This window comes from Streptomyces sp. NPDC091279, from assembly GCF_044757465.1.
Taxonomy (GTDB): Bacteria; Actinomycetota; Actinomycetes; order Streptomycetales; family Streptomycetaceae; genus Streptomyces.
The window spans coordinates 197537-222845 of the sequence record NZ_JBIVVA010000008.1 but is presented as its reverse complement, the minus strand read 5'-3'; the positions used below and the strand labels follow the sequence as shown (position 1 = coordinate 222845).

At 71.2% G+C, this 25309-nt stretch carries 22 protein-coding genes, 3 tRNA genes and 2 pseudogenes; 5 read left to right on the top strand and 22 right to left on the bottom strand.

The genetic code is table 11. The features are described 5' to 3' along the window. Nucleotides 1-140 precede the first annotated feature (140 nt). From ACIQOU_RS21630 to ACIQOU_RS21605, 6 genes are all read right to left on the bottom strand, one after another. Entirely contained in the window at nucleotides 141-710 is a 570-nt protein-coding gene (locus ACIQOU_RS21630) for a TetR/AcrR family transcriptional regulator (protein ID WP_401538421.1), read from the bottom strand. 273 nt (nucleotides 711-983) lie between these two features. Further along, nucleotides 984-1412 (bottom strand): MaoC family dehydratase, encoded by a 429-nt coding sequence (locus tag ACIQOU_RS21625; RefSeq protein ID WP_401538600.1) that lies wholly within the window; start codon nucleotides 1410-1412, stop codon nucleotides 984-986. A 5-nt stretch (nucleotides 1413-1417) separates the two neighbouring features. Then, nucleotides 1418-1870: a MaoC family dehydratase N-terminal domain-containing protein gene (locus ACIQOU_RS21620; RefSeq protein WP_401538420.1), complete on the bottom strand. Its 453-nt coding sequence runs from the start codon at nucleotides 1868-1870 to the stop codon at nucleotides 1418-1420. A gap of 173 nt (nucleotides 1871-2043) precedes the next feature. Beyond that, nucleotides 2044-2208 carry a 50S ribosomal protein L33 gene (gene rpmG / locus ACIQOU_RS21615; RefSeq protein WP_018834916.1) on the bottom strand — a complete coding sequence of 55 codons (165 nt, stop codon included), beginning with the start codon at nucleotides 2206-2208 and terminating at the stop codon, nucleotides 2044-2046. Between the two features lie 90 nt (nucleotides 2209-2298). Beyond that, nucleotides 2299-2371: transfer RNA gene (locus tag ACIQOU_RS21610), tRNA-Met, on the bottom strand. 46 nt (nucleotides 2372-2417) lie between these two features. Continuing rightward, nucleotides 2418-2490, bottom strand: a tRNA-Thr gene (locus ACIQOU_RS21605). Nucleotides 2491-2795: 305 nt separating this feature from the next. Between ACIQOU_RS21605 and ACIQOU_RS21600 the strand changes: the two genes are divergently transcribed. Further along, nucleotides 2796-4076 carry a hydrolase gene (locus ACIQOU_RS21600; protein ID WP_401538419.1) on the top strand — a complete coding sequence of 427 codons (1281 nt, stop codon included), beginning with the start codon at nucleotides 2796-2798 and terminating at the stop codon, nucleotides 4074-4076. Between the two features lie 590 nt (nucleotides 4077-4666). Continuing rightward, a complete protein-coding gene (locus ACIQOU_RS21595) occupies nucleotides 4667-5323 on the top strand; it encodes an SDR family oxidoreductase (protein WP_401538418.1) in 657 nt (218 codons plus the stop codon). Between the two features lie 79 nt (nucleotides 5324-5402). Here ACIQOU_RS21595 and ACIQOU_RS21590 read toward each other — a convergent pair whose 3' ends face one another. Both ACIQOU_RS21590 and ACIQOU_RS21585 read right to left on the bottom strand, forming a co-directional pair. Beyond that, nucleotides 5403-5615 carry a hypothetical protein gene (locus ACIQOU_RS21590; RefSeq protein ID WP_401538417.1) on the bottom strand — a complete coding sequence of 71 codons (213 nt, stop codon included), beginning with the start codon at nucleotides 5613-5615 and terminating at the stop codon, nucleotides 5403-5405. A 545-nt stretch (nucleotides 5616-6160) separates the two neighbouring features. Next, a tRNA-Tyr gene (locus tag ACIQOU_RS21585) sits at nucleotides 6161-6242 on the bottom strand. Nucleotides 6243-6465: 223 nt separating this feature from the next. Here ACIQOU_RS21585 and ACIQOU_RS21580 point away from each other — a divergent pair. Beyond that, nucleotides 6466-6954, top strand: a complete 489-nt coding sequence (locus ACIQOU_RS21580; protein ID WP_401538416.1) for a YajQ family cyclic di-GMP-binding protein — start codon at nucleotides 6466-6468, stop codon at nucleotides 6952-6954. A gap of 337 nt (nucleotides 6955-7291) precedes the next feature. On the opposite strand, the gene ACIQOU_RS21575 is transcribed toward ACIQOU_RS21580, so the two are convergent. The 14 genes and pseudogenes from ACIQOU_RS21575 to ACIQOU_RS21510 all read right to left on the bottom strand — a co-directional run bounded on the left by ACIQOU_RS21575 (nucleotide 7292) and on the right by ACIQOU_RS21510 (nucleotide 21863). After that, complete coding sequence (locus tag ACIQOU_RS21575) at nucleotides 7292-7558, bottom strand: GlsB/YeaQ/YmgE family stress response membrane protein (protein WP_401538415.1); 267 nt, start codon at nucleotides 7556-7558, stop codon at nucleotides 7292-7294. Between the two features lie 167 nt (nucleotides 7559-7725). Then, the gene (locus ACIQOU_RS21570; RefSeq protein WP_401538414.1) at nucleotides 7726-7893 is read right to left on the bottom strand and encodes a hypothetical protein; all 168 of its coding nucleotides are present in this window, start codon (nucleotides 7891-7893) and stop codon (nucleotides 7726-7728) included. 118 nt (nucleotides 7894-8011) lie between these two features. Beyond that, nucleotides 8012-8404, bottom strand: a complete 393-nt coding sequence (locus ACIQOU_RS21565) for a YccF domain-containing protein (RefSeq protein ID WP_401538413.1) — start codon at nucleotides 8402-8404, stop codon at nucleotides 8012-8014. After that, complete coding sequence (gene htpX / locus ACIQOU_RS21560) at nucleotides 8401-9264, bottom strand: zinc metalloprotease HtpX (protein ID WP_401538412.1); 864 nt, start codon at nucleotides 9262-9264, stop codon at nucleotides 8401-8403. Before htpX ends, ACIQOU_RS21565 begins: the two co-directional genes overlap by 4 nt. Nucleotides 9265-9487: 223 nt before the next feature. Next, nucleotides 9488-11011: an NADH-quinone oxidoreductase subunit N gene (locus tag ACIQOU_RS21555; protein ID WP_401538411.1), complete on the bottom strand. Its 1524-nt coding sequence runs from the start codon at nucleotides 11009-11011 to the stop codon at nucleotides 9488-9490. Beyond that, nucleotides 11008-12582 (bottom strand): NADH-quinone oxidoreductase subunit M, encoded by a 1575-nt coding sequence (locus ACIQOU_RS21550; RefSeq protein ID WP_401538410.1) that lies wholly within the window; start codon nucleotides 12580-12582, stop codon nucleotides 11008-11010. The genes ACIQOU_RS21555 and ACIQOU_RS21550 overlap by 4 nt, the downstream gene beginning before the upstream one ends. 6 nt (nucleotides 12583-12588) lie before the next feature. Then, a complete protein-coding gene (locus ACIQOU_RS21545) occupies nucleotides 12589-14583 on the bottom strand; it encodes an NADH-quinone oxidoreductase subunit L (protein WP_401538409.1) in 1995 nt (664 codons plus the stop codon). Next, nucleotides 14580-14957, bottom strand: coding sequence for an NADH-quinone oxidoreductase subunit NuoK (nuoK, locus tag ACIQOU_RS21540; protein WP_401538408.1), 378 nt, complete (start codon nucleotides 14955-14957; stop codon nucleotides 14580-14582). Before nuoK ends, ACIQOU_RS21545 begins: the two co-directional genes overlap by 4 nt. Nucleotides 14958-15472: 515 nt before the next feature. Then, nucleotides 15473-16117: pseudogene (locus tag ACIQOU_RS21535) on the bottom strand (NADH-quinone oxidoreductase subunit J); the annotation flags it as partial. Beyond that, nucleotides 16114-16689: a NuoI/complex I 23 kDa subunit family protein gene (locus ACIQOU_RS21530; protein WP_401538407.1), complete on the bottom strand. Its 576-nt coding sequence runs from the start codon at nucleotides 16687-16689 to the stop codon at nucleotides 16114-16116. The gene ACIQOU_RS21530 and the pseudogene ACIQOU_RS21535, both read right to left, overlap by 4 nt. Next, nucleotides 16689-17657: an NADH-quinone oxidoreductase subunit H gene (locus tag ACIQOU_RS21525; protein ID WP_401538406.1), complete on the bottom strand. Its 969-nt coding sequence runs from the start codon at nucleotides 17655-17657 to the stop codon at nucleotides 16689-16691. The genes ACIQOU_RS21530 and ACIQOU_RS21525 overlap by 1 nt, the downstream gene beginning before the upstream one ends. A 2509-nt stretch (nucleotides 17658-20166) precedes the next feature. Further along, nucleotides 20167-20776, bottom strand: a pseudogene (locus ACIQOU_RS21520) (NADH-quinone oxidoreductase subunit C); the annotation flags it as partial. After that, nucleotides 20773-21480, bottom strand: coding sequence for an NADH-quinone oxidoreductase subunit B (locus tag ACIQOU_RS21515; RefSeq protein WP_401538405.1), 708 nt, complete (start codon nucleotides 21478-21480; stop codon nucleotides 20773-20775). The pseudogene ACIQOU_RS21520 and the gene ACIQOU_RS21515, both read right to left, overlap by 4 nt. Then, complete coding sequence (locus ACIQOU_RS21510; RefSeq protein WP_401538404.1) at nucleotides 21471-21863, bottom strand: NADH-quinone oxidoreductase subunit A; 393 nt, start codon at nucleotides 21861-21863, stop codon at nucleotides 21471-21473. Before ACIQOU_RS21510 ends, ACIQOU_RS21515 begins: the two co-directional genes overlap by 10 nt. 192 nt (nucleotides 21864-22055) lie before the next feature. Between ACIQOU_RS21510 and ACIQOU_RS21505 the strand changes: the two genes are divergently transcribed. Both ACIQOU_RS21505 and ACIQOU_RS21500 read left to right on the top strand, forming a co-directional pair. Continuing rightward, nucleotides 22056-23285, top strand: a complete 1230-nt coding sequence (locus tag ACIQOU_RS21505; RefSeq protein WP_401538403.1) for a sensor histidine kinase — start codon at nucleotides 22056-22058, stop codon at nucleotides 23283-23285. A 259-nt stretch (nucleotides 23286-23544) separates the two neighbouring features. Then, nucleotides 23545-24885: a sensor histidine kinase gene (locus ACIQOU_RS21500; RefSeq protein ID WP_401538599.1), complete on the top strand. Its 1341-nt coding sequence runs from the start codon at nucleotides 23545-23547 to the stop codon at nucleotides 24883-24885. Nucleotides 24886-25309 lie beyond the last annotated feature (424 nt).

Here is a 25309-nt window from a genome sequence, read left to right as displayed (position 1 = left end):
CCCTAAAGGCTGATCTAGTTAGTGATCACTGACTAACTTCCACGGGCGGGAAACGGCGGCTACGACGCCGTCCCGCTCCCGTTTCCCCGACCGTTCCCGGCGTCCCCGGCCGCGTCTGGCGTTGGCGGCCGAGGCCACCGTCACGTCTTGTCCAACCCGTCGACGAGGGCGGCCGGGGACACTCCCGCCCAGACCCGGTGATCGGGCGGGAACCCCATGGCCACCAGGCAGTTGATGAGCATGCCGTACGCCATGAAGGTCGTCGTTCCGTCGACGTCGGCGCCGAGCGACCCGTGCACCGTGTCCCACAGGCGCATCCATCCGCTGCGGACCGCTTCGCCGAGTTCGTGGTCACCGGCCTGCTCGGCGGCGGCGACCGCGACGTACATCTGCATCTGCATCAGCAGTTGTTCGGGGTGTTCGCTGATGACCTTGATGTAGGCGTGCGCCGTGGCGTCGTGGACCGCCTCGCCCTCCAGCTCTTCGGCGGCCTCCTCGACGATCCGCAGGATGTCGTCCATGCACCGCTGGGCCACCGCGAGGAAGAGCGCCTTCTTGCCCGGGAAGAGCCGGAAGAGATACGGCTGCGAGACCCCGACCCGCTTGGCGATCGCCTCGGTCGACGTGCCGTAGTAGCCGGTGCGGGCGAACTCGGCGGTCGCCGCGCGGATGACGCTCTCGCGCCTCTCTTCTGCGCTCATCCTGACCATGGAAGAAAGTTAGTGCTCAATCACTAACTGGGTCAATGGAGGGCGGGGCGGATGGGGCTGGCGGGGACGGGCGGGATCGTGGGGCAGGTGGGGACGCCGGGCACAGGCGGGACGGCTGGAGGTAGGCGGGCGCAGAGGGGACCGCCGGGGACGCGTAAGGGGCGCCCCGCCATGGAGGGCGCCCCTTACACCGGGTCACGCGCGCGTGCCCCGGGTCATCCGTGCGGGCACCGGGGGCAGCCGCTCGCACCCCGGGTCCCGCAGCCGCCGTTCTCAGGCCAGTCGTACGACCGCGCGGGACATGCCCAGCACCTTCTGGCCGGCGCTGGTCACCGTGAGGTCGACGCGGACGGTGTGGTCGTCGAGCTTGGCGGCGACCTTGCCGGTGACCTCGATGACGGCGCCCTGATCGTCGTTGGGGACGACGACGGGCTTGGTGAAGCGGACGCCGTAATCGACGACGGCGGCCGGGTCGCCGACCCAGTCGGTGACGACGCGGATCGCCTCGGCCATGGTGAACATGCCGTGCGCGATCACGTCCGGCAGCCCGACCTCCTTGGCGAACTTCTCGTTCCAGTGGATCGGGTTGAAGTCCCCGGAGGCGCCCGCGTACTGGACGAGCGCGGCGCGCGACACGGGGAACGTCCCGGCGGGCAGCTCGGTGCCGACCTCGACGTCGTCGTAAGCGATCTTCGCGGTCATCGTCGTCACGCCCCCTCGGCCGCGCGGGCGACCAGCTTGGTCCAGGCGGTCACGACGTGCTCGCCGGCGTCGTCGTGGACCTCGCCGCGGATGTCCAGGATGTCGTTGCCCGCCATGGACTTGACGGCCTCGATGGTCGAGGTCACGGTGAGCCGGTCGCCGGCCCGCACCGGGCGGCGGTAGGAGAACTTCTGGTCGCCGTGGACCACGCGGTTGTAGTCGAGGCCCAGTTGCGGGTCCTGGATGACCACGGACGCCGCCTTGAAGGTGATGCTGAACACAAAGGTCGGTGGGGCGATCACATCGGGGTGCCCGAGCGCCTTGGCGGCCTCCGGGTCCAGGTACGCCGGGTTGGTGTCACCCACGGCCTCCGCGAACTCGCGGATCTTCTCCCGGCCCACCTCATAGGGGGCGCTGGGCGGGTAGCTCCGCCCGACGAAGGACTGGTCGAGCGCCATGGCCCGGTACCTCCTGATGTCGCAGGGCCGCATACCTGCGTGCCTGCATCTGATCGACGGCGATCGATGGTGATCGATCTGCTGGTCCGCCCCGGCGACTCGCCGGTAACCGGTGCGGAAACGACGCGAGGCCGCCCCCCGACTGCGGGGGCGGCCTCGTGTACGAGCCTGATTTATCGCGTCTCGCGGTGCGCGGTGTGCGCGTTGCAACGCGGGCAGTGCTTCTTCATTTCCATACGATCCGGGTTGTTACGCCGGTTCTTCTTGGTGATGTAGTTCCGCTCCTTGCACTCCACGCAGGCCAGCGTGATCTTCGGGCGGACGTCGGTGGCAGCCACGTGAAGTGCTCCTTGACGAACGGATAGAAACGATTAACGCATGAAAGAGTAGCCGATCGAAGGACCGACCCTGCAATCGGCTACTGTCAGTAGCGGTGACCGGACTTGAACCGGTGACACAGCGATTATGAGCCGCTTGCTCTACCGACTGAGCTACACCGCTTCGGTGTGATCGGTTCCCGCCTTGCGACGGGAACCTCACTCACCGGAGCCCCAATACGGAATCGAACCGTAGACCTTCTCCTTACCATGGAGACGCTCTACCGACTGAGCTATTGGGGCGAGCGATGAAGACATTACACGCTCGACTGCCGATCGCCCAAATCCGTTTCCCTGACCCCGGAACGGCCCTTCCGGAGTCCCATCCGGACTCCCAGCCACGTCCCATCCGAGTCCCGTCCGAGTCCCGTCCGAGTCCCTTCCGGAGCCCCTCCCACCGGCCCCGCGAACCCCTCCGGAACGACGGACCACACCGGTACGACTATTGCGCTCCTCCCCGCCCTGAGCGGATCGCCGCCCTAGGCTCGACTCACTCTCCGTGATCTTGTGCGCGTCCCGTCGCGCAGCCCCCGAGCCCCTGGAGCGCGATGCCCGACAGCCAGCCGCAGCCACCTCACTCGTCGTCATCGTCGTCGGGCTCGTCATCGTCGTCGGGGGCGTCCGGCGCCGGTGACCCGGCCGGGCTGCTGCTGTGCGGGGCGCGGCTGACCGACGGCCGGACCGTCGACGTACGACTGGGCGGCGGGCGCATCGAGGCGGTCGGCACGGCCGGCAGCCTGGCGGCGGACGGCACCCGGGGGCGCGGCGCGCGCGTGGATCTCACCGGCCATCTGCTGCTGCCCGCCCCGGCCGAACCGCACGCCCACGGCGATACCGCGCTCTCCGCCGACGGCCCCGTCTCCCACGAACCGTCCGATGTCCAACGCCGGGCCACGGAAGCCGCGTTGCTCCAGCTCGGGCACGGCGCGACCGCCTTGCGCGCGCACGTGCGCGTGGGCGACGTCCAGGGCCTCGGCTCGCTGGCCGCGGTGTTGCAGGCCCGGCGTTCGCTGCGCGGGCTGACCGAGCTGACGGCGGTCGCGATGCCGAGGCTGCTGACCGGGGTGGCCGGTGCGGACGGGCTCGCGATGCTGCGGGACGCGGTGAAGATGGGCGCCTCCGTGGTGGGCGGCTGTCCCGACCTCGACCCCGATCCGACGGGGTACGTGGAGGCCGTCCTGGAGGTGGCCTCCGAGCACGGCTGCCCGGTCGACCTGCACACCGACGCCGCCGATCCGGCCCGCCTGGCCCGCCTCGCCGCGATGGCCGGCGGGTTGCGCCCCGGCGTCACCCTCGGCCCCTGCGGCGGCCTCGACCGGCTCCCGGCCGACGTCGTCTCGCGCGCCGCCGACCAGCTCGCGGCGGCCGGTGTGACGGTCGTCTGCCTGCCCCAGGGCGGCTGTTCGGCCGTCGACCACCGCGACACGGCTCCGGTGCGGCTGCTGCGCGCGGCCGGTGTCCGGCTCGCGGCGGGCAGTGGCGCCCTGCGCGACGCGACGAACCCGGTCGGCCGCGGCGATCCCCTGGAGGCGGCCTACCTCCTCGCGTCCCGTTACGGGTTGCGCGCCGAGGACGCCTACGACGCGATCAGCGCCTCCGCGCGTGCAGCCCTCGGGCTGCCGGAGGTCCGCGTGGAGGCCGGGTTCCCGGCGGAACTCCTCGCCGTCCGCGGCGACCGGCTCGCGGGTGCGCTCTCCCTGGCGTACAGCCGGATCGTGGTGCACCGGGGGCGCGTGGTGGCGCGGACCAGCGCGGTGCGGGAGTACTGCAACTCGGCGGCGGCTGCGGAACTGGGGCTGCCTCGGCAGGGGCGGGGCGATCCGTCGTAGGCGATCCGTTGTGGGCTATCCGTTGTAGGCATTCCCTCGTAGGCGATCCGTCGTGACGGGGGCCTTCTTGAGGTCGTGACGCGGTCCTTCTTAAGAAGGCTGCGTTTTTGCCGGGTGGGGTGCTGTGCGGTGCGGTGCGTGGGGTGTGGGTGGGCGGTGGGTGGGTTGGGTGCCGTGTTCCCGGGCGGGAAGGCTTGTGGGCGTGCCGGGGGCGCGGGATTCGGGGCTCGGGGCGGGTGAGGTGAGTCTTCGCGCGGGTGCGCCGGGTCGTCGGACGGTCGGGGAGCCAGGGCTGCGATCGGGCGGCCGGGGAACCGGGGTGCGGTCGGGCGGCCGGGGAACCGGGCTGCGGTCGGGCGGCCGGGGAACCGGGGTGCGGTCGGGCGGCCGGGGGGGACCTGTGATGTGGGGAAAGGTAGTGCGCGGTGGGTGTGTGCGCCGGGTTGCGCGCGTTGCCGGTTGCGCTGCGTGTGCGCCGGGGTGGCGGGGTCACAGGCGCTGATTCCTGACGCGCGTGCTCCTGCTGTGCGCCCCGGGGCGCCCCCCAAGTCGTGCGGCGGATGCGGCTGTCGGGGCGTACGGTCGAAGGCATGCGCATTGTCATCGCTGGAGGTCATGGTCAGATCGCGCTGCGGCTGGAGCGTTTGCTCGCGGCGCGCGGGGACGAGGTCGCGGGGATCATCCGCCGACCCGAACAGGGCGACGACCTGCGAGCCGCCGGTGCCGAACCCGTCGTGCTGGACCTGGAGTCGGCCTCGGTCGCGGACGTCGCGGAACGGCTGCGGGGCGCGGACGCGGCGGTGTTCGCGGCGGGCGCCGGGCCGAACAGCGGGGCGGCCCGCAAGGACACGGTCGACAAGGGCGCGGCGGTCCTCTTCGCCGACGCGGCGGTCCGCGCGGGCGTACGACGGCACGTGGTCGTCTCGTCGATGGGCGCCGACCCCGCGCACCAGGGCGACGACGTCTTCGACGTGTACCAGCGCGCCAAGGGCGAGGCCGACGCCTACGTCCAGGGCCTGGACGCGCTCGACTGGACGATCCTGCGCCCCGGGATGTTGACGAACGACGCCGGCACCGGCCTGGTCCGCCTGGAGGCCCACACCGGGCGCGGCCCGATCCCCCGGGACGACGTGGCCGCCGTTCTCGCGGAGTTGCTGGACACGACGGCGACGGCGGGCCTGACGTTGGAGCTGATCAGCGGGTCGACGCCGGTGTCGGTCGCGGTGAAGTCGGTCGCCGGGAACTGACCACCGGGCGTTCCGGACCGCCCGCGCGGGCAGCCGTTCCGGTACGCCCGAGAACCGTCTCCGGGGGGGCAACGGCCCGTCAGAACAAGGGCATCTGGCCCGGGAACTCCGGTACGACATAGCCGTCGAGGGACGGTTGCGCGGCGCCGAGATGGGCCTGGCGGCGGGAGCCGGGGCAGGAGACCAGACGGACGTTCTCGCGGGCGGCGGGCGGGTCGTGTCGGGCGAAGCGGCCGGCGACGACGGCGATCTCGCGCCGGCATTCGGGACAGCGTCTGCGCGGAGTGGACATGGGGTCAGTGTGCCTCGCGCGCGGGCGCGTTGTCGGACCGAGGGGCGGGGCGGGGCGGACGGGGTTCGCGGAGTGCGCCCCGGGCGGGGGTGCGCCGTATCTCGGTGAGCGACCTCGGGTGCGGGTGCGGGTGCGGCTGCGGGAGGTGTGCCCCGGGTGCGGGCGGGGCGTGGTCGGGAGCGGGGGGTGTGGGTCGCGCTAGTGCGGGCGTGTGCGCCGGGCGTGGGGGGCGTTGTGCGCGGGTAGGTCGTGCGCGGGCGCGTCGTGCGGGGCGGGGCCCAGAGCGGGCGCGGGGGCGGAAAAGGGCCCAGGTGCCGAGGGCGGGGCGGTTGCTTCGGCGGGCTGTGGCACGTGGGCGGCGAGTTGGGGGTGTGGGTTCCCGTTCGCGGGCTGCGTGCCTTCTGGCGTTCGCTCGCTTCCTGGGTGGTGACCTCCGACTGTCTCCGTCACGAGGCGGAGTGAGGCAGTACCTGGATCTTCGGGGCGCACGAAAAGTGGCCTGTGATCTGCCGTTAAGCAGGTCACAGGCCACTTCTTTTCCCTTGTGGCGGCGCGTGGATTCGAACCACGGAAGGCGAAGCCGGCAGATTTACAGTCTGCTCCCTTTGGCCGCTCGGGCACACCGCCAGGGTTTGCTGCCGTTCGAACCGCTTTTCGGCGGTGCTCCCTGGCAACGACGTAAACAATACCCGATGACCGGGGGTGCTTCGCCACCCGATTGATCTGCGCTCGGGGCACCCGAGGTGGCTACGCTTGTGCGGATGCGGCCCCGGCACCACACCGGGTTCGGCGGCCTCCCCCACCGCCGATCCGCAGCCCACACGCACCCCGATACAAGGAGCCACAGGACATGGCCGACTCCAGTTTCGACATCGTCTCGAAGGTCGAGCGGCAGGAGGTCGACAACGCCCTCAACCAGGCCTCCAAGGAGATCTCGCAGCGCTACGACTTCAAGGGCGTGGGCGCCTCGATCTCGTGGTCCGGCGAGAAGATCCTGATGGAGGCGAACTCCGAGGACCGCGTCAACGCCGTCCTCGACGTCTTCCAGTCCAAGCTGATCAAACGCGGCATCTCGCTGAAGGCCCTGGACGCCGGTGAGCCGCAGCTCTCCGGCCGGGACTACAAGATCTTCGCGTCCATCGAGGAGGGCATCTCCCAGGACAACGCGAAGAAGGTGGCGAAGATCATCCGCGACGAGGGCCCGAAGGGTGTGAAGGCTCAGGTGCAGGGCGACGAACTGCGCGTCAGCTCGAAGAGCCGTGACGACCTCCAGGCCATCATCGCCCTCCTCAAGGGCAAGGACTTCGACTTCGCGATCCAGTTCGTGAACTACCGGTGATCAACTGCTCCGCCCCGCGCGGGCGTTGCCAGGCCGACTGAGCACGGCACAACGGGGGCGCAGCGCCGAGAACGGTCTCGTCGACAGCCCTCGTTGTGTCTTCCTCGGCGCTTCCGTCGGCGCGACGGCGACATCGACGCCCTCACCTGGAGGAGCGCGGCGCCTGCTGCCCTCCGGGAACGGCGCCCCGACCGGCTCGCGTCGCGTCCGTTCCGGGAGGCGGGGCGCGGCAAGGCTCGGGTGGGTCGGCGTTGCGGAGGGCTGGTTCGACGTTCGGCGGCGTTGTGTGGCGGGGCTGTCGTGCCGTCCTCGTCGGCCCCGCCTCTTCGCTCCCCCGTCAGCTGCGGGAGTTGCCGAAGAGGAGTCGGTAGAGGACCAGGAGGACGAGCGAGCCTCCGATCGCCGCGGCCCAGGTCGCGCCGTCGTAGAAGTCCTTGGTGATCGGGTGGTCCAGCCAACGGGCCGATATCCAGCCGCCGATGAACGCGCCCGCGACGCCGATGAGGGTCGTGCCGATGAAGCCGCCCGGGTCGCGGCCCGGCAGCAGGAACTTGGCGATGGCCCCGGCCAGCAGCCCCAGAATGATCCAGCTGATGATCGTCATGCCGTGAACCTGCCCTTCCGTGCTGTGTCCGCACTGTTCTGGTGCTGTGAGTCAGCTCCCGACCTGCCGTGCGTCACGCGTCGTGTGCCGTGCTTGTGCGTACGGATCTCCTGCTCAACTGCTCACCGCACGCCTGTTCATGCCTTGGGTTCATGCCGTGGTGGTGTTCAGGCCCTGCTGCCATCGAGGACGTCTTCGTGGCCCGGCTCGGTTCCACCACCGCCCAGGAGGCTCGCGCGGCCTCGGTGGGGTATCGGCGGGACGCCCTCGGGCTGGGGGCGGGTTGGCACGGGGATGAGGGGCAGCGGGGTCGGCAACTGCTCGTTCGCGGTCATGAGTTCATGGTGCGGGGTGCCACTGACAATCGGGGCGGCCTGTGGACGGGCGTGGGGCTGTGGACATCGCCGTGCCCCGAACGGGTGACGGGGCCCGCTCCCGGGGTCGCGCGGTCGGTCAGCGGGCCGCGAACGGCTGGTCCGTCGGCACGATCTCGCGGCCGAGCGGGAGCAGCGAGACCGGGATGAGCTTGAAGTTGGCGATGCCGAACGGGATGCCGATGATCGTGACGCAGAGCGCGATGCCGGTCACGATGTGGGCGAGCGCGAGCCACCAGCCGGCGAGGACCAGCCAGAGGACGTTGCCGACGCAGGACGGGGCGCCCGCGTCGCGGCGTTCGACGGTCGTGTACCCGAAGGGCCACAGGGCGTAGACGCCGATGCGGAACGCGGCGACGCCGAAGGGGATGCCGATGATCGTGATGCACAGCAGCACGCCCGCGGCCAGGTAGCCGAGGAAGAGCCAGAAGCCGCTCAGGACGAGCCAAATGACGTTCAGGATGGTTTTCACTGAGGGCGACCTGCCATCTTCTCTAGCCGGGCGATGCGCTCCGCCATCGGCGGATGTGTCGAGAACATTTTGGAGAGTCCCTGGCCCGGCCGGAAGGGGTTCGCGATCATCATGTGGCTCGCGGTCTCGATGCGCGGCTCGGGGGGCAACGGCAGCTGTTTGGTGCCGACTTCGAGCTTGCGCAGGGCGCTGGCGAGGGCGAGGGGGTCGCCGGTGAGCTGGGCGCCGGAGGCGTCGGCCTCGTACTCCCGGGAACGGCTGATGGCGAGTTGGATGAGGCTGGCCGCGAGCGGGCCCAGGATCATGATCATCAGCATGCCGAAGATGCCGGGGCCGTCGTCGTCGTTCGAACGGCCGATCGGGATCAGCCAGGCGAAGTTGACCAGGAACATGATCACGGAGGCGAGGGCGCCGGCGACCGACGAGATGAGGATGTCGCGGTTGTAGACGTGGCTCAGCTCGTGGCCGATGACGCCGCGCAGCTCCCGCTCGTCCAGGAGGCGCAGGATGCCGTCGGTGCAGCACACCGCGGCGTTGCGCGGGTTGCGGCCGGTCGCGAAGGCGTTCGGTGCCTCGGTCGGGGAGATGTAGAGGCGGGGCATGGGCTGGCGGGCCTGCGTGGAGAGTTCACGGACCATCCGGTAGAGGGCCGGTGCCTCGAACTCGCTCACCGGGCGCGCGCGCATCGCGCGTAGCGCCAGTTTGTCGCTGTTCCAGTACGCGTACGCGTTGGTCCCCAGAGCCACCAGGACCGCCACGACGAGGCCCGTGCGGCCGAAGAAGCTGCCGATGACGATGATGAGTGCGGACAGTCCTCCGAGGAGGATCGCTGTCCTTAGCCCGTTGTGCCGGCGGTGCACGGTACGCCCTCCAAGTCGTGCAGCAGGGGAACCCTTTGCTTGCTGTCTCCGATGTCACCGGTGCCGTGGTGTCACGTCCAGTGGACCCTCCCGTACTGGTCAACGCCAGGCGAACGGGACTAGTTCCCCGCCCGGGGCACCGCGCGGGTGAGCCGTCCGGGTGAGGCCCTGTTCAGGGCGCGAGCAGGCTCGGCCGGGGCCTCGGAGCGGGGGCGTACTGGCCTCAGAACAGGGTCGTGTCGGCGAAGCGCAGGATCAGCTGGGGTGCTCCGGACAGGGCGATGCCGACGGCGCCGGTGAGCGCGAGGGCCGCGGTGAGGGGCGCCGGGAAGCGGTGCTTGTGGGGCTCGCCCTCGGGGGTGCTGAACAGCAGCGCCGTCCACCGGAGGTAGTAGAACAGCGCGATCACGACGTTGACGGCCATGACGACGGCGAGCCAGCCCAGGCCCGCGTCGACGGCCGCCGAGAACACGGTGACCTTCGCGAACAGGCCGATGATGCCCGGCGGGAGTCCGGCGAGGCAGAGCAGGAAGAACGCCAGGAGGAGCGCGGCGACGGGGTTGGTGGCGTAGAGGCCGCGGTAGTCGGCGACACGGTTCGTGGCGTGTGTGCGGCCCACCAGCGCGGCCACGGCGAAGGTGCCGAGGTTCACGGCGGCGTACATGAGGGCGTACGCGAGCGTGGAGCCGATCGAGTGGTCGGCGTCGCCGGAGGAGGCGGCCGCGGCGATCGGAACGAGGAGGTAGCCGGCCTGGCCGACCGAGGACCAGGCGAGCAGCCGTACCGCGCTGTACGCGCGCGTGGTCCGCTGGCGCAGGGCACCGGCGTTGCCGACGGTCATGGTGAGCGCGGCCAGGACGGCGAGCGCGGGGCCCCACACGTCGGCGTACGACGGGAACGCGACGACGGTGACGAGGATGAGGCCGGTGAAGCCGACCGCCTTGCCGACGACCGACAGATAGGCGGCGATCGGCAGGGGCGCTCCCACGTAGGTGTCGGGGACCCAGAAGTGGAACGGCACGGCGGCCGTCTTGAAGGCGAAGCCGACGAGAGTGAGGACGACGCCGGTCTGGGCGAGCGTGTGGAACTGCCCGTCGACGTGCTGGATGCGTTCGGCGACCTGGGTGAGGTACAGGGTGCCGGTAGTGGCGTAGACGAAGCTGATGCCCATGAGGCTGACGGCGGTCGCGGTGACCGACGACAGGAAGAACTTCAGGGCCGCTTCGGAGGACTTCTTGTCGCCGTGCCGGATGCCGACGAGGGCGAACGCGGGCAGGGAGGCGACCTCCAGGGCGACGATCAGGGTGGCGAGGTCGCGGGCGGCGGGCAGCAGGGCCGCGCCGGCCGCGGACGACAGCAGCAGGAACCAGTACTCCCCTTCGGGGAGTACACGGTCGGCGTCCTTGAGGGCGGTGACCGACAGCAGGGCGGTCAGCAGCGCGCCGCCGAGGACCAGGAACTGCACGACCAGGGTGAAGCGGTCGGCGGTGTAACTACAGATGTCGGTGTGGCCGGCGAGGCAGAAGGTGGAGCGGTCGCCGTCGAGGAGCGGCAGCAGCAGGAGTCCGGAGGCGGCGAGACCGGCCACCGCGACCCAGCCGAGGAGTGCTTTGCGGTGCTCGGCGAGGAACAGGTCGGCGACGAGGACGGCGAGTCCGACGAGGGCCGCGAGGGTGGGCGGCGCGAGGGCGAGCCAGTCGACGGACTGGACGAGGCTCGCGGCCAGCGGCTGGGCCAGGCTGCTCATCGGCTGCCTCCTGTGAGGAGTTGCTGCACGGCCGGGTCGGTCAGCCCGAGGAGGGCCTTGGGCCACAGCCCGGCGACGACGGTGAGGACGACGAGCGGGGTCCAGGCCGCGAACTCGTAGGCGCGCACGTCGACGAGTCGCGGCGTGTCCTGCGGGGCGGGGCCCATGCAGACGCGGCGGACCACGACGAGCATGTAGGCGGCCGTCAGGAGGGTGCCGAAGGCCGCGATCGCGGTGAACGTGAGGAAGGCGGGGCGGCTGAGACCGGCGGCCGGGTCGAAGGCGCCGAACAGGGCCAGCATCTCGCCCCAGAACCCGGCCAGGCCCGGCAGGCCGAGCGAGGCGACGGCGGCGAAGGCGAGGAGGCCGCCGAGGCGCGGGGCCTTGCCGTAGAGGGCGGCGCCGGTGGTCTCGGCGAGGGTGTCGAGGTCGGTGCTGCCGGTGCGGTCCTTGAGGGCGCCGACGAGGAAGAACAGCAGGCCGGTGATGAGGCCGTGGGCGATGTTGGCGAAGAGCGCGCCGTTGACGCCGGTCGGGGTCATGGTGGCGATGCCGAGCAGGACGAAGCCCATGTGGCCGACGGAGGAGTAGGCGATGAGCCGCTTGAGGTCGCCCTTGGCGCCTTTCTGGGCGAGGGCCAGGCAGGCCAGCGAGCCGTAGATGATCCCGACGACGGCGAAGGCGGCGAGGTAGGGCGCGAAGACCCGGAAGCCGTCCGGCGCGACCGGCAGCAGGATGCGGACGAACCCGTAGGTGCCCATCTTGAGCATGACACCGGCCAGCAGGACCGAGCCGACGGTCGGAGCGGCGGTGTGGGCGTCCGGCAGCCAGCTGTGCAGGGGCCACATCGGGGTCTTGACCGCGAGCCCGATACCGATCGCCAAAACGGCGATGACCTGCACGGATGTGGTCAGCGACCGGCCGTTGTCAGTGGCGAGTGCCACCATGTCGAATGTGCCGGCCTTGATTCCGATCAGGAGCAGGCCGAGCAGCATGACGACCGAACCGAGCAGTGTGTACAGGATGAACCGCCAGGCGGCCCGGGTCCGTCCCTCGCCGCCCCAGCGGGCGATGAGGAAGTACATCGGGATCAGGACGGTCTCGAAGGCGAGGAAGAACAGCAGCAGGTCGAGGACGGCGAAGGTGGCGAGGGTGCCGGACTCCAGGACGAGGAGCAGGGCGACGAATGCCTTCGGGGTCGGGCCCGCGGGCAGGTTGAAGTACGAGTAGAGCGCGCACAGGAAGGTCAGCAGCACGGTCAGGACCAGAAGGGGGAGGGAGATGCCGTCGATGCCGAGGTGGATGCGCACGTCGAGTGCGGGAATCCAGCTGATGTCGGTCGTGGCCTGCATCTTCGAGGGGTGGTCGTGGTCGAAGCCGAGCGCGAGGGCGATCGTGGCGGCGAGGATCACGCCGGTCACGGTCACGCCGTGGCGCAGGACGGCCTGTTCGGGTGACTTCCCCTTCAGCCCGGGCGGGGCGGGCAGGAGGGCGGCGACGGCGCCGAGGAGCGGGCCGACGACGACGAACCCCAGAAGGAACCGCATCACGGACTCGTTGATATCGATCACGCCTGCTCACGCTCCCGTGGCGACGAGGAGGACGGCGACCGCCAGGACGACGGTGCCGGCGAGCAGCGCGCTCACATAGGTCTGCACATTGCCGGTCTGGGCGCGTCGCACGGCGGCTCCCAGCAGTCGGGGGACGGCGCCCGCGCCGCGTACGTAGGTCTCGACGACCTCGCGGTCCAGGAACCGGACGAGGCGCGCGCCGGCCAGGACCGGCCGGACGAAGAGGGCCGTGTACAGGGCGTCGAGGTGGAAGCCGTCGGCTGCGGGGCGGAACAGCGGGCCGAGCAGCAGGCGTCCCGGGTCCGCCGGGTCGGGTGCGGCGGCGACGTCCCCGTAGGCGGGCCGGTGGGCGGCGATGGCCTCGGCCTCGACCTGTCCGGCGTCGCCTTCGGGGTGGGCGGCGACCGCGCCGAGCGGGGCCCGGGCGGCGTTCGCGGTGGTGTGCCGCCACGCCGCGTAGGTGACGAGCCCGCCGACCAGGGCGACGCCCGTGCCGAGGACGGAGGTGGTCAGGGCCGGGGTGAGGGCACGGCTGTCGAACCAGCCGGGCAGCGATCCGTAGGTGAACGCGCCGAGCGCGAGGGAGGGGACGGCGAGCACCCACAGGACGATGGTCATGCTGAGCGGCTGGCGTCCGTGGTCCGGGGCGTCGGGTCCGTGGCCCCGGAAGGCGAGCAGCCACAGGCGGGTGGCGTAGGCGGCGGTGAGCACGGCCGCGAGCAGTCCGGCGACGAGGATCGTCCAGCCCGCGATGCCGGGGGCGTGCTCGGTGTGGCCGAGGGCGGCGTGTTCGGCGGCGCCGAGGACGGACTCCTTGGAGAAGAAGCCGCTGAAGGGAGGGATCGCGGCGAGTGCGAGGAGCGCGACGGTCATCGTCCAGTAGGCGTCGGGGACGCGGTCGCGCAGGTGGCCCATGCGGGACATGGCGGCCAGTGAGTTGGTGCCGGAGGCGTGGATGAGCGCGCCGGCCGCGAGGAACAGGAGCGCCTTGAAGGCGCCGTGCGACAGGAGGTGGAAGACGGCGGCACCGCGGTCGCCGACGGCGAGGGCGCCGGTCATGTAGCCGAGTTGGCCGATCGTCGAGTAGGCGAGGACACGTTTGATGTCGTCCTGGGCGAGCGCGGCGAGGCCGGAGCCGATCATCGTGACGGCGGCCATGAGGGCGAGGACGACCATCGCGGCGCGGGAGGCCTCGAAGACCGGGAGGAGACGGGCGACGAAGTAGACACCGGCGGCGACCATCGTCGCGGCGTGGATCAGCGCGGAGACGGGTGTCGGGCCCGCCATCGCGTCGGGGAGCCAGGTGTGCAGGGGGAACTGCGCCGACTTGCCTGCCACGCCCGCGAGGAGCAGCAGGGCGATCAGGGTCGGGTGGTCGAGCCCGCCGTTCGCGACGGTGCCGAGGATCGTGGTGATCCGGAACGAACCGGCGGCGGTGGCGAGCGCGAACAGGCCGATCAGGAAGGGGACGTCACCGAGTTTGGTCACCAGGAACGCCTTGAGGGAGGCGGCGCGGGCCTCCGGAGTCTCCCAGTAGTGGCCGACCAGGAAGTACGAGCAGATGCCCATGATCTCCCAGCCGACCAGCAGCACCATCAGGTCGCCGGAGTAGACGACGAGCAGCATCGCGGAGGTGAAGAGGGAGACGAGAGCGGCGTAGGAGGCGTAGCGCGGGTCGTCGCGCAGGTAGCCGGTCGAGTAGATCTGCACGCAGGTGGCGACGAGGGGGACCAGAACGGCGACGAGTGCGGCGAAGCCGTCGATGTGCAGGGCGAGTTCGATCGGGACGGAGCCGGTGGGCGTGAGCTGGGTGGCGGCGTCGACGGCCCGGCCACCGCCCTGCCGGGCCGCGACCAGCGTGGCGAGCACCAGGGAGGTGAGGGTCGGCAGGACGGCGAGCGGGCGGACGAAGCCGGGGGCCGTGCGGCCCAGGAGCAGTCCGGCGACCGCGCCGAGGAACGGCAGGACGGGGACGAGGGCGGCGAGGGTGGTCGTGGTCACGCGGTGGCCTCAGCCTTCTCGGCGGCCGCGTCGGCCTCGGGCTCGTCGGGCTCGTGGCCCTCGGCGGTGGCGCGGAGCCGGTCGATGTCCGAGGTGCCGCTGTCGCGGTGGACGGCGAGGACGATCGCCAGGCCGATGCCGATCTCGGCGGCGGCGATGGCGATGGTGAAGAGGGTGAGGGCCTGGCCGGAGTGCAGGGTGTCGCGGGCGGCCCTGCTGAGCCAGACGTCGAAGGCGACGAGGTTGAGGTTGACGGCGTTGAGCATCAGCTCGACCGACATCAGGACCAGGATCGCGTTGCGGCGGGCGAGGACGCCGTAGAGGCCGGTGCAGAAGAGGAGGGCGGAGAGGACGGCGGGATAGGCGAGGTGCATCAGCGGTCGCCTTCCTGCTCGCCCGGGCCCGGGGCGTCGGCCGGGGCGGACGGGTTCCGGCGGGGGTCGGGGGCGGCCGCGTTCCGACCGGCGTCAGGTTCGGCCACGTTCCGACGGACGTTGGGTGCGGCGGGGGTCGCGGGGTCGTCCGATGCCGGGGGCTTCTCGGGGTCGGCCGGTGCGGCAGGGTTCTTCGGGGCGTTCGGGGCCGTCGAGTTCGAACGGGCGCCAGGTGCACCGGGGGTCGCGCGGCCGTCCGATGCCGGGGGCCTCTCGGGGTCAGCCGGTGCGGCAGGGTTCTCCGGGGCGTTCGGGGCCGTCGGGTTCGAACGGGCGCCAGGTGCACCGGGGGTCGCGCGGCCGTCCGATGCCGGGGGCCTCTCGCGAGCGTCCGGTGCGGGGGGATTCTTCGGGGCCGTCCGGTTCGAACGGGCGTCAGGTGCGGAGGGGGTCGCGCGGGCCTCCGACGTCTGGGGGTTCTCGTGGGCGGCCGACGTGGCGGGGTTCGTGGGGGCGGCCGGATTCTTCCGGGTATTTGGGGTGGGGAAATCTTTTCGGGCATCCGGGACGGATGGGGAACTCTTGGTGCGGGCTCGGGAGTTCACAGGGGGAGAGCTCGCCTCCGACTTCGCCTTGCGGGACAGGACGATCGCGCCGACCAGTGCGGCGAGGAGGAGTACGGAGAGGGCCTCGAAGGGCAGGACCCAGTTCTGGAACAGGCTCGCTCCGGTGGCCTCGGTGGAGCCGGCCGCCGGGCCGTCGAGATCGACCCAGGTGGTCCGGAAGGCGTCGACGACCACCCAGACGAGGGCGGTGGCCGCCGCGACGGCCACGGCGAGGGCGGTCCAGCGGTTGCCGGAGTCCGCGTCCGGGGAGCGGCCGATGGGAGCCCGGGTGAGCATCAGACCGAACAGAAGGAGGACGACGACGGAACCGACGTAGATGAGGACCTGCACCCAGGCGATGAACTCGGCGGTGAGCAGCAGGTATTCGACGGCGAGTCCGCCGAGGGCGACCACCAGCCACAGGGCGGCGTGCACCAGTTGCCGGGTGGTGACGGTCACCAGTGCGGCGCCGAGGGTGACCAGGCCGACGAGGAGGAAGGCGATCTCGACGCCGGTCGGGGAGAGGAAGCCGTGGGTGGCGGCGGCGAGGCTCACGCGTCCCCCTCCGTGGGTTCGGCCTGGGCCGCGGCCAGCTTCTCCGCGGTCTTGCGGGCGGCGGCGATCTCCTTCGGTTCCTCGGCGGCGGGGTCGAGGGCGGGTGGGGCCGGCACGGTCCACATCCACTCGCGGAGCTTGTCCCGCTCGTGGGTGAGTTCGTGGATGTCGGTCTCGGCGTACTCGAACTCCGGTGACCAGAACAGGGCGTCGAAAGGACAGACCTCGATGCAGATACCGCAGTACATGCACAGGGAGAAGTCGATGGCGAAGCGGTCGAGGACGTTGCGGCTGCGCTCGCGGCCACCGGGGGCCGCCGCCGGGACGGTCTCCTTGTGGGAGTCGATGTAGATGCACCAGTCGGGGCACTCACGGGCGCAGAGCATGCAGACCGTGCAGTTCTCCTCGAACAGGCCGATGACGCCCCGGCTGCGGGGCGGGAGGTCGGGCTGAGTATCGGGGTACTGCTCGGTGACCGTCTTCCTTGTCATCGTGCGGAGGGTGACGGCCAGGCCCTTGGCGAGGCCGGAGCCCGGGATGCGGGACCGGGCGGGCGGGTGCGACTCGGCCATCAGGAGATCACCACCTTGACGATGCCGGTGAGGGCGATCTGAGCGAGGGAGAGAGGCACGAGGAGAGTCCAGGAGAGCTTCTGCAACTGGTCCTCGCGCAGGCGGGGGTAGGTCACGCGGAGCCAGATGACGACGAAGGCGAGGACGGCCGTCTTCAGCAGGGTCCAGACCCAGCCGAGGCCGTCGGCGCCCCACGGGCCGTGCCAGCCGCCCAGGAAGAGGACGGTGGTCAGGCCGCACAGGACGACGATCCCGGCGTACTCGGCGAGGAGGAACAGGGCGAAGCGCAGGCCGGTGTACTCGGTGTACGCGCCGAAGATGATCTCCGAGTCGGCGACGGGCATGTCGAAGGGAGGGCGTTGGAGTTCGGCGAGGCCGGCGACGAAGAAGACGATCGCGCCGACGATCTGCCAGGGCAGCCACCACCACTGGAAAGCGTCGAGGATGCCGGGGAGGGAGACGGTTCCGGCGGCCATGGCGACCGATGCGGCGGTGAGGAGCATCGGGAGTTCGTAGGCGAGGAGTTGGGCGGCGGTGCGCAGGCCGCCGAGGAGGGAGAACTTGTTGGCGGAGGCCCAGCCGGCCATGAGGGAGCCGAGGACTCCGACGCCCATCACCGCGAGGACGAAGAAGATGCCCGCGTCCACCACCTGGCCGACGGCGCCCTCGCCCGGGCCGACGGGGATGACGAGGAGGACGAGGAGGTACGGGAGGAGGGCGACGGCGGGGGCGAGTTGGAAGATGCGGCGGTCCGCGCCGGCCGGGACGATGTCTTCCTTCTGCGCGAACTTCACGCCGTCCGCGACGAGTTGGGCCCAGCCGTGGAAGCCGCCGGCGTACATCGGGCCGAGGCGGCCCTGCATGTGGGCCATGACCTTGTGCTCGGTCTGCCCGACGATCAGGGGGAAGGTGAGGAAGACGACGAAGACGATCAGGAGACGCAGGCCGACGTCGAGAGCGTCGTTCACTGCGGGCCTCCGGTGGGGGAGTCGGGGGTGGGGTCTTCGGGGGGCGGGGATTTGAGGGGCGGGGATTTCAGGGGTCGGTCGTGGGGGGTTCGGGCCTCGCGGGGGCGGTCCTCGGGAGGACGGTTCTGAGGGGGCTGGGCCTCGCGGGGGCGGTCCTCGGTGGCCTGGTCCTCGGTGGTCCGGTCCTCGCGGGTCCGGTCCTCGCGGGGGCGGTCCGCAGTGCTCCGGTCCTCGGTGGTCCGGCCTTCGCTAATCCGGTCCTCGCGTGGGCGGTCCTCGGTGGCCTGGCCCTCAGTGCTCCGGTCCTCGGTGGTCCGGCCTTCGCTGGTCCGGTCCTCGCGTGGGCGGTCCTCGGTGGCCTGGCCCTCGGTGGCCTGGCCCTCGGTGCTCCGGTCCTCGCGGGTCCGGTCCTCGCGGGTCCGGTCCTCGCGGGTCCGGACTTCGGGGCCGGGTGCTTCAGGGGCGCCCTTGAAGGACTTGCCTCTAGGGGGCGGGGGCTCTGAGGGCGGTTCCTCAGAGGGTGAGTCGGGGTGCGTGCCTTGGGCGGGCTCGGGGGCCTCGGGCGCCGAGGGTTCGGAAGGGGGTTCGTTCGGGGAAGAGTTGGGCTTCGCGTCTTGGGAGGGCTCGGGTGCCTCGTCGGCCTCGTGGGCTTTGGGGGCGGGCGGCTGTGCCGGGGGCTGGGAGTTGGGCGCGGGGGTCTCGGGAGTGGGCTTCGCCGAGGGCTCGGAGACGGGTGCCGGGGGCTGGTCCGACGGCGTGGGTTCCGGAGCGGGGCGATCCTTCGATGCCGGGGGGTCGGAGGAGGGTTGCTGCTGTGCGGGGCTGGAGTTCGGGGCGGGGGGCTGCTGCGACGGGCGGGGCTGCGGAGTTGGGGGTTCTTCGGACGCCGGGGGCTCGGAAGCCGCGCGCTTCTTCGGCGCCGGAGCGTCCGGGGCGGGGCGCTGCTCTGACGGGCGGGGCGGCGTAGCCGGTTGGTCCTCGGACGCCTGGGCCCCCGAAGCCGACCGCACCTCCGGCATCGGAGCCTCCGAAGCAGGCCTCTGCTTCTTCGGTTCCGGGGTGTTTTCGAAGGCTGGGCGGGCGTGGTGCCAGGGGGCGTCCGAGCTGCGCGGGGCTGTCGCCGGGCGCGCCGAGGGCGTGGTCGTCCCCGGGGTCGGGGCGTCGGCCGGGGCCGGTGACTGCGGCGTTGTCGCGGCGCGTTGGGTGGCGGAACCGTCGGAGGCACTGCGGGAGCGGCGCGGGCCGGTGCGGGAAGGGGCGGGGGGAGTGTCCGATGCCGACCCAGTTGGCGGGGCGTCGGTTCCCGAAGTCGCCCCAGGCTCACCCGACGTACCGGGCGTCGAAGGCGCCGTCAGCCCACCCGGCACCGTGCTCCCCGATGAGCCCTCCGGCTCACCCTGCGTGCCAGTCGCCGAAGCTGCCTCGGACGTGCCCGGCGCAGCGGACTTGCTCGGCGTAACAGGAGCCCCCGGCGCTGCCGACGAACCCGATGTTCCCGGCGCAACCGGCGCCCCGGACGTGCCCGGCGTGGTAGGCGCACCCGGTGATGCCGACACCCCGGACGTACCCGGCGCAGCGGACTCGCCCGGCGTAACAGGCGCACCCGGCACTGCCGACGACCCCGATGCGCCCAGCGCCGACGACTTCCCCGACGTACCCGGCGTGGTAGGCGCACCCGGCGCGACCGACACCCCGGACGTACCCGGCACCGACGGCTTCCCCGAAGTACCCGGCGTAGTAGGCGCACCCGGTGCTGCCAACTCCCCCGGCGTACCCGACGCATCCGAAGCCCCCGGCGCCCCCGATCCACCCGGCCCAGCAGACGTACCCGGTACTGCCGACGAACCCGACGCACCCGGCGCAGACGACTCGCCCGACGCAGACGACTCGCCCGACGCACCCGGCACCGTAGGCGTACCCGGCGCAGACGGCTCCCCCGACGCACCCGGCGCGCTAGCCCTGCCCGGTGCGGTCGGGGCCCCCGAAGGCCCAGTTACCTCACCGGCGTCCCCCGTTGCCCGGATCTGGCTGGCCGATCCCTGGGACGCTGAACGGGAACGGCGGGGGCGGTCGGACAGGGGCCGACCCGAGCCATCACCGGAGCCACCGTCCGTTGCCGCTCCCGAAACCCGACCCTCGGTCGGTCGCGAAGCACCGCCCCCCACCACTCGGGAAGTGCCGCCCTCCCCTACTCGCGAGCCACCGTCGGCTGCCGCTCCCGAAACCCGACCCTCGGTCGGTCGCGAAGCACTGTCCGCCGCAGCCCCCGAAGCACCGCCCCCCGCAGCTTGAGACCCACCGTCCGCCCCGGTCCCGGAAACACCCCCCGCTCGGGAAGCAGCACCGTCAACTCGGGAAGTACCCCCAGCTGGGGAAGCACCCCCCGCCCCGGAAGCAGCACCTTCAACTCGGGAAGTACCCCCCGCTGGGGAAGCGCCTCCCGCCCTCGCAGCACGCCCCGCTGGGGAAGCGTCCCCTGCCCTTGCCGTGCCCCCTGTCCGTGCCGTGCCCCCTGCCCGTGCCGGCCGTGTTGGGCGTGGGGGTGTGGGGAGTTGGTTTTTGAGGGGGCCCCAGTCGTTGGGGTCGGGGACTCCTGGGGGGAGGATCTGGCGGCGTTTGGGGGTGCCGTGTTCGGACTCGCCGGGTTCCTTGGCGCCGGGCCAGGCCTTGGCGACTCGGGCGGCGAGGACGAAGTCCTTGCGCAGGGGGTGGCCTTCGAAGCCGTCGGGAAGGAGGAGGTGGTCCAGGCCCGGGTGGCCTTCGAAGGTGACGCCGAACATCTCGTGGGTCTCACGTTCGTGCCAGGCGGCGCCCGCGTAGATGTCGACGGCGGACGCGAGGACCGGGGTCTCGTGCGGGACCGTCGTCCGGACGAGGAGGCGGCGGACCGGGGTGAGGGCGACGAGGTGGGCGCAGACCCGGAAGCCGGTGCCGGGTTCGTCGACGGCGCTCAACCAGTCGAAGTAGGTGCAGCCCAGGGTGGCGCGGGCCACGTGGAGCGCGGCGAGCCAATCGGCGGAAGGAACGTCGACGGTGAGAACGTCGTACGACTCTTCCCCGGCGGCATCCGGGCCGAAGAGTTCGTCGACGGGGGCGGGGAGCCAACCGACCGTTGTCATCGTGCGCCCTCCTCACCGGCGGAATCGGGAGAGTTGGGGGAGTTGGGAGAGTTGGGAGACGGTGGTGCCGGGGGCTTTACCAAGCCGCTCTGGAGAGCTGCGGGCGAGACTCGATCCGTGCTCACGCCTCCGCCCCCATTACCGCTACTCCCGTACCGGTCTCCCAAGGACTCTCGGGCGATTTTTTCCTGGAGTTTGAGGATGCCTTGGAGGAGGGCCTCGGGGCGGGGTGGGCAGCCGGGGACGTAGACGTCGACCGGGATGATCTGGTCGACGCCCTTGGTCACCGAGTAGGAGTCCCAGTAGGGGCCGCCGCAGTTGGAGCAGGCGCCGAAGGAGATGACGTACTTCGGCTCGGGCATCTGTTCGTAGAGGCGCTTGACCGCCGGGGCCATCTTGTCGGTGACCGTGCCGGAGACGACCATCAGGTCGGCCTGGCGGGGGCCCGGCGCGAAGGGGATGACGCCGAGGCGGATGAAGTCGTGGCGGGCCATCGACGCGGCGATGAACTCGATGGCGCAGCAGGCGAGGCCGAAGTTGAAGACCCAGAGCGAGTAGCGGCGGCCCCAGTTGAGGACGACCTTCATCGGTTCGGGGGCGAGGCGGGCGAGGGCGCCGAGGCGTCGGGGCTCCGGGAGCAGGACCGGTTGCGGCACCGCGGGTTCCGCTTCGGCCGGGGGTTTCGCCTCTGGGCTCACGTCCATGCCAGGACGCCCTTCTTGTATGCGTACAGCAGGCCCACGGCCAGGAAGCCGAGGAAGATGAACATCTCGACGAGGGTCGCGGCGCCGTATCCGGGGGCGGCGAAGACCGTCGCCCAGGGGAAGAGGAAGATCGAGTCGACGGCGAAGATGACGTACAGGAACGCGTAGACGTAGTAGCGGACCTGGGTGTGGGCCCAGCCCTCGCCGACGGGGTCGACGCCGCACTCGTAGGTCAGGAGTTTCTCGGGCGTCGGTACTACGGGTCTCAGCAGGCGGCCCGCGCCGAACGCGACCGCGACGAAGAGCACGCCGACCACGGCGAGCAGTCCGACCACGGAGTACGACTGGAAGTAGTCCGCCGCGACGACGGTCGATTCCCGCACGTCCGTCCCCTCGCTCCCGGTGATCCCCTAGGTGATGATCCGTACGCACGGGAGTCTAGGCCCTGTAAAGGAGCGGTAAGCAGTCCCTGTCGGTACCTGTCGGCACCTAGGGGTCGGGGGTGGGGTTTTCCCCAGGGTGGGTGGGCGGCCCACCTCATGGCGTGGGAGCGCCCCACCGGGCACCCTGCGCATATGACCGAACGACTCTTCAACGACGGCGACGGCAGCGGCAGCGGCAGCGGCAGCGGCAGCGGTGACCACGGCGACGAACGGCTGCCCGCCCCCCGTTTCGCCTACGGGCGGGTGACCTGGAAGGAGATCGCGCATCTGCTGGCGAACCTGCCGGTGTCGTTGGTCGCGTTCACGTATGTCGTCATGGTGGTGTTCGCCGGTGGGGGGCTGGCGGTGACGGTGATCGGGTTCCCGTTGCTGGCCCTCGGGCTGGTGGGCGCGCGGTGGTCGGGGCGGCTGGAACGGGCCCGGGCGCGGCGGCTGTTGGGGGTGCGGATCGAGGAGCCGAGCCCGTTGCCGAGGCGGGGTGGGCTGCTGGGGTGGCTGTGGCGGACGTTGAAGGACCCGGTGGCCTGGCGGACCGTCCTCTACGACTTCATCCGGTTGCCGTGGGGCATCCTCACCTTCGTCACCACGCTGACCTCGCTGTTCGTACTGTGGCCTGTGCTGCCGTTCCTGGCGCGCTGGATGACGGACGTCGACCGGGCGATGGTGCGCGGGCTGCTGTCGCCGTCGGACGAACTGGAGCGGCGGATCGCCGAGTTGGAGTCCGACCGGGGGGTCGTCGTGGACACGGCCGCCGCTGATCTGCGGCGCATCGAACGTGATCTGCACGACGGCGCGCAGGCCCGGCTCGTCAACCTCGCGATGGGGCTCGGTCTTGCGAAGGAGAAGTTGCTGGACGACCCCGACACGGCGGCGGTGATGGTCGCGGAGGCGCACGGCGAGGTGAAGTTGGCGTTGCAGGAGCTGCGGGATCTTGCGCGGGGGATTCATCCCGCCGTGTTGACGGACCGGGGGCTGGATGCGGCGTTGTCGGCGGTGGCCTCGCGGTGCACGGTGCCGGTGCGGGTGGAGGTCGACCTCGCGGAACGTCCGGCCGCGGCCATCGAGGGCATCGCCTACTTCACCGTTTCCGAGTTGCTTCAGAACGTCAGTAAGCACAGCGGGGCGAGGTCTGCGGGGGTGGCGGTGTGGCGGGCTGCCGACCGGCTGTTGATCCAGGTCGAGGACGACGGGCGGGGCGGGGCGCGGCTCGACGGCGGGACCGGGATGAAGGGGCTGGCTGAACGGTTGGGCGCGGTCGACGGGCTGTTCGTGCTCGATTCGCCGGTGGGCGGGCCGACCGTCGTCACGGCGGAACTGCCCTGGCGGGACCGGAGCGACGAACAACCGGCCCCTAGGGGATAGGCCGGGGTAGGGAGGGGGCGTCCTGTGTGCCGGGGTGCTGTGTGGGGGTGGGGGTAGCCCCACCTTCGAGACGCCGACGGACTCCATGGTCTGTGGGTCTGCGCCGCAGGAGGGTTGAGGTACTGCGGAACGCCCCCCGTCGAACGTCGCGTGCGGTCGCGCCGGTGGCGGCGGGTGGGCTTGTGAGTGAGTGCCCGCAGGGACCAAGGGACCAGTGGACGACCGGGTGTGTGTGATGAGCAGGGACGGGGTGGCGGGCATGGCCATGGAGTACGGGTACGGCGACGGGCACGGGTATGACAGGGGGCGGCGGGGGCGGGTGCCGGTCGGGTTGCGGGCGCCGTTCGAGGCGCGCGGGCTGCGGGAGTTCGGGTATGTGCTGCTGAGTCTGCCGATCAGCATCCTGCTGTTCACGTACGCCGTGACGATGGTGGCGGTCGGGGCGGGGCTGCTCGTGACGTTCGTCGGAATTCCCTTGCTGGCGTTGGGACTTGCCGGTTGCCGTGGGTTCGGGGCGCTCGAACGGGCCCGTGCGCGCGGCCTGTTGCACCTCGATGTGGCCGACCCGGAGCCGTTGCGGGTGAAGGGTGATGGGCTCATGGCCTGGGTGGGGGCGGTGCTGAAGAGCGGCGCGTCGTGGCGGGCGCTGCTGTACGCGCTGGTCCAACTCCCTTGGGCCGTCTTCTCGTTCACCGTCTCGGTGACCTTCTGGACGTTCGGCTGGTCGTTGCTGACGTATCCGCTGTGGTTCTGGGTCTTCCCCGTGTACGCCGGTCAGGGCGGCCTTCAGCTGTACGGCGACGAGAGTCACGGCATCTACCTCGACAACCCCTTCGAGATCGGGATGACTGCGGTCGTCGGGCTGCTCTTCGCGCTCGCCGCGCCGTGGATCGTGCGGTCGTTGACGCAGGTTGACCGGCTGCTGGTGCCCGGGCTGCTGGGGAGGACGCGGCTGTCCACGCGGGTGGGCGAACTGGAGTCCGACCGGGGGGTCGTCGTCGACACCGCCGCGGCGGATCTGCGGCGCATCGAACGGGATCTGCATGACGGGGCGCAGGCGCGGCTCGTCGGGCTCGCGATGGAGTTGGGGCTCGCCAAGGAGAAGCTCGCCGGTGATCCTCGGGCGGCGGCGCGGTTGGTGGACGAGGCGCACGGTGAGGTGAAGACGGCGTTGCGGGAGTTGCGGGATCTTGCGCGGGGGATTCATCCTGCGGTGCTGACGGATCGGGGGCTGGATGCGGCGTTGTCCGCGGTGGCGGCGCGGTGCGGGGTGCCGGTGCGGGTGAGTGTTGATCTTGCGGAGAGGCCGGCTCGGGCCATCGAGGGGATTGCCTATTTCGCCGTTTCCGAGTTGCTTCGGAATGTCAGTGAGCACAGTGGGGCGGGGGCTGCGGGGGTGGAGGTTTGGCGGGCCGGCGATCGGCTGTTGATTCAGGTCGAGGACGATGGGCGGGGTGGGGCGCGGGTTGATGGGGGGAGTGGGTTGCGGGGGCTGGCTGAGCGGTTGGGGGCGGTGGAGGGGGTGTTCGTGGTTGATTCGCCGGTGGGTGGGCCCACGCGGGTGACCGTGGAATTGCCCTGGCGGGGGGAACGGCTTTGAGGTGAACGGCGTTGCGGTGACCGGGGGTTTTACGCCCCCGCCGCCCCTTCCCGTCCCGTCCCGTCCTCAAGGGCGCCGCCCCTGACACCCCGCACCTCAAGGGGCTCGCGCCCCTTGCCCCCGGCACCTCAAGGGCTGGCGCCCCTGACACCCCGCACCCCTCAAGAGGCTCGCGCCCCTTTTACCCCCGTCCCCTGGGGGCTCCGCCCCCAGACCCCCTTCGGCCTGAACGGCCTCGTCCTCAAACGCCGGACGGGCTGATTTACGCACCCCGCGTTACCCAGCCACGCACAAGACCCTGGGGCCCCGCCCCTCATACGCACCGGACAGACTGATTCACGCACCCCCGGCCCTCAAAAAGAACCGCCCCCACCGGAGTAGACACTCCCCCAACCCGAAAGGGCCCCCCAACCCTGAGATCCTG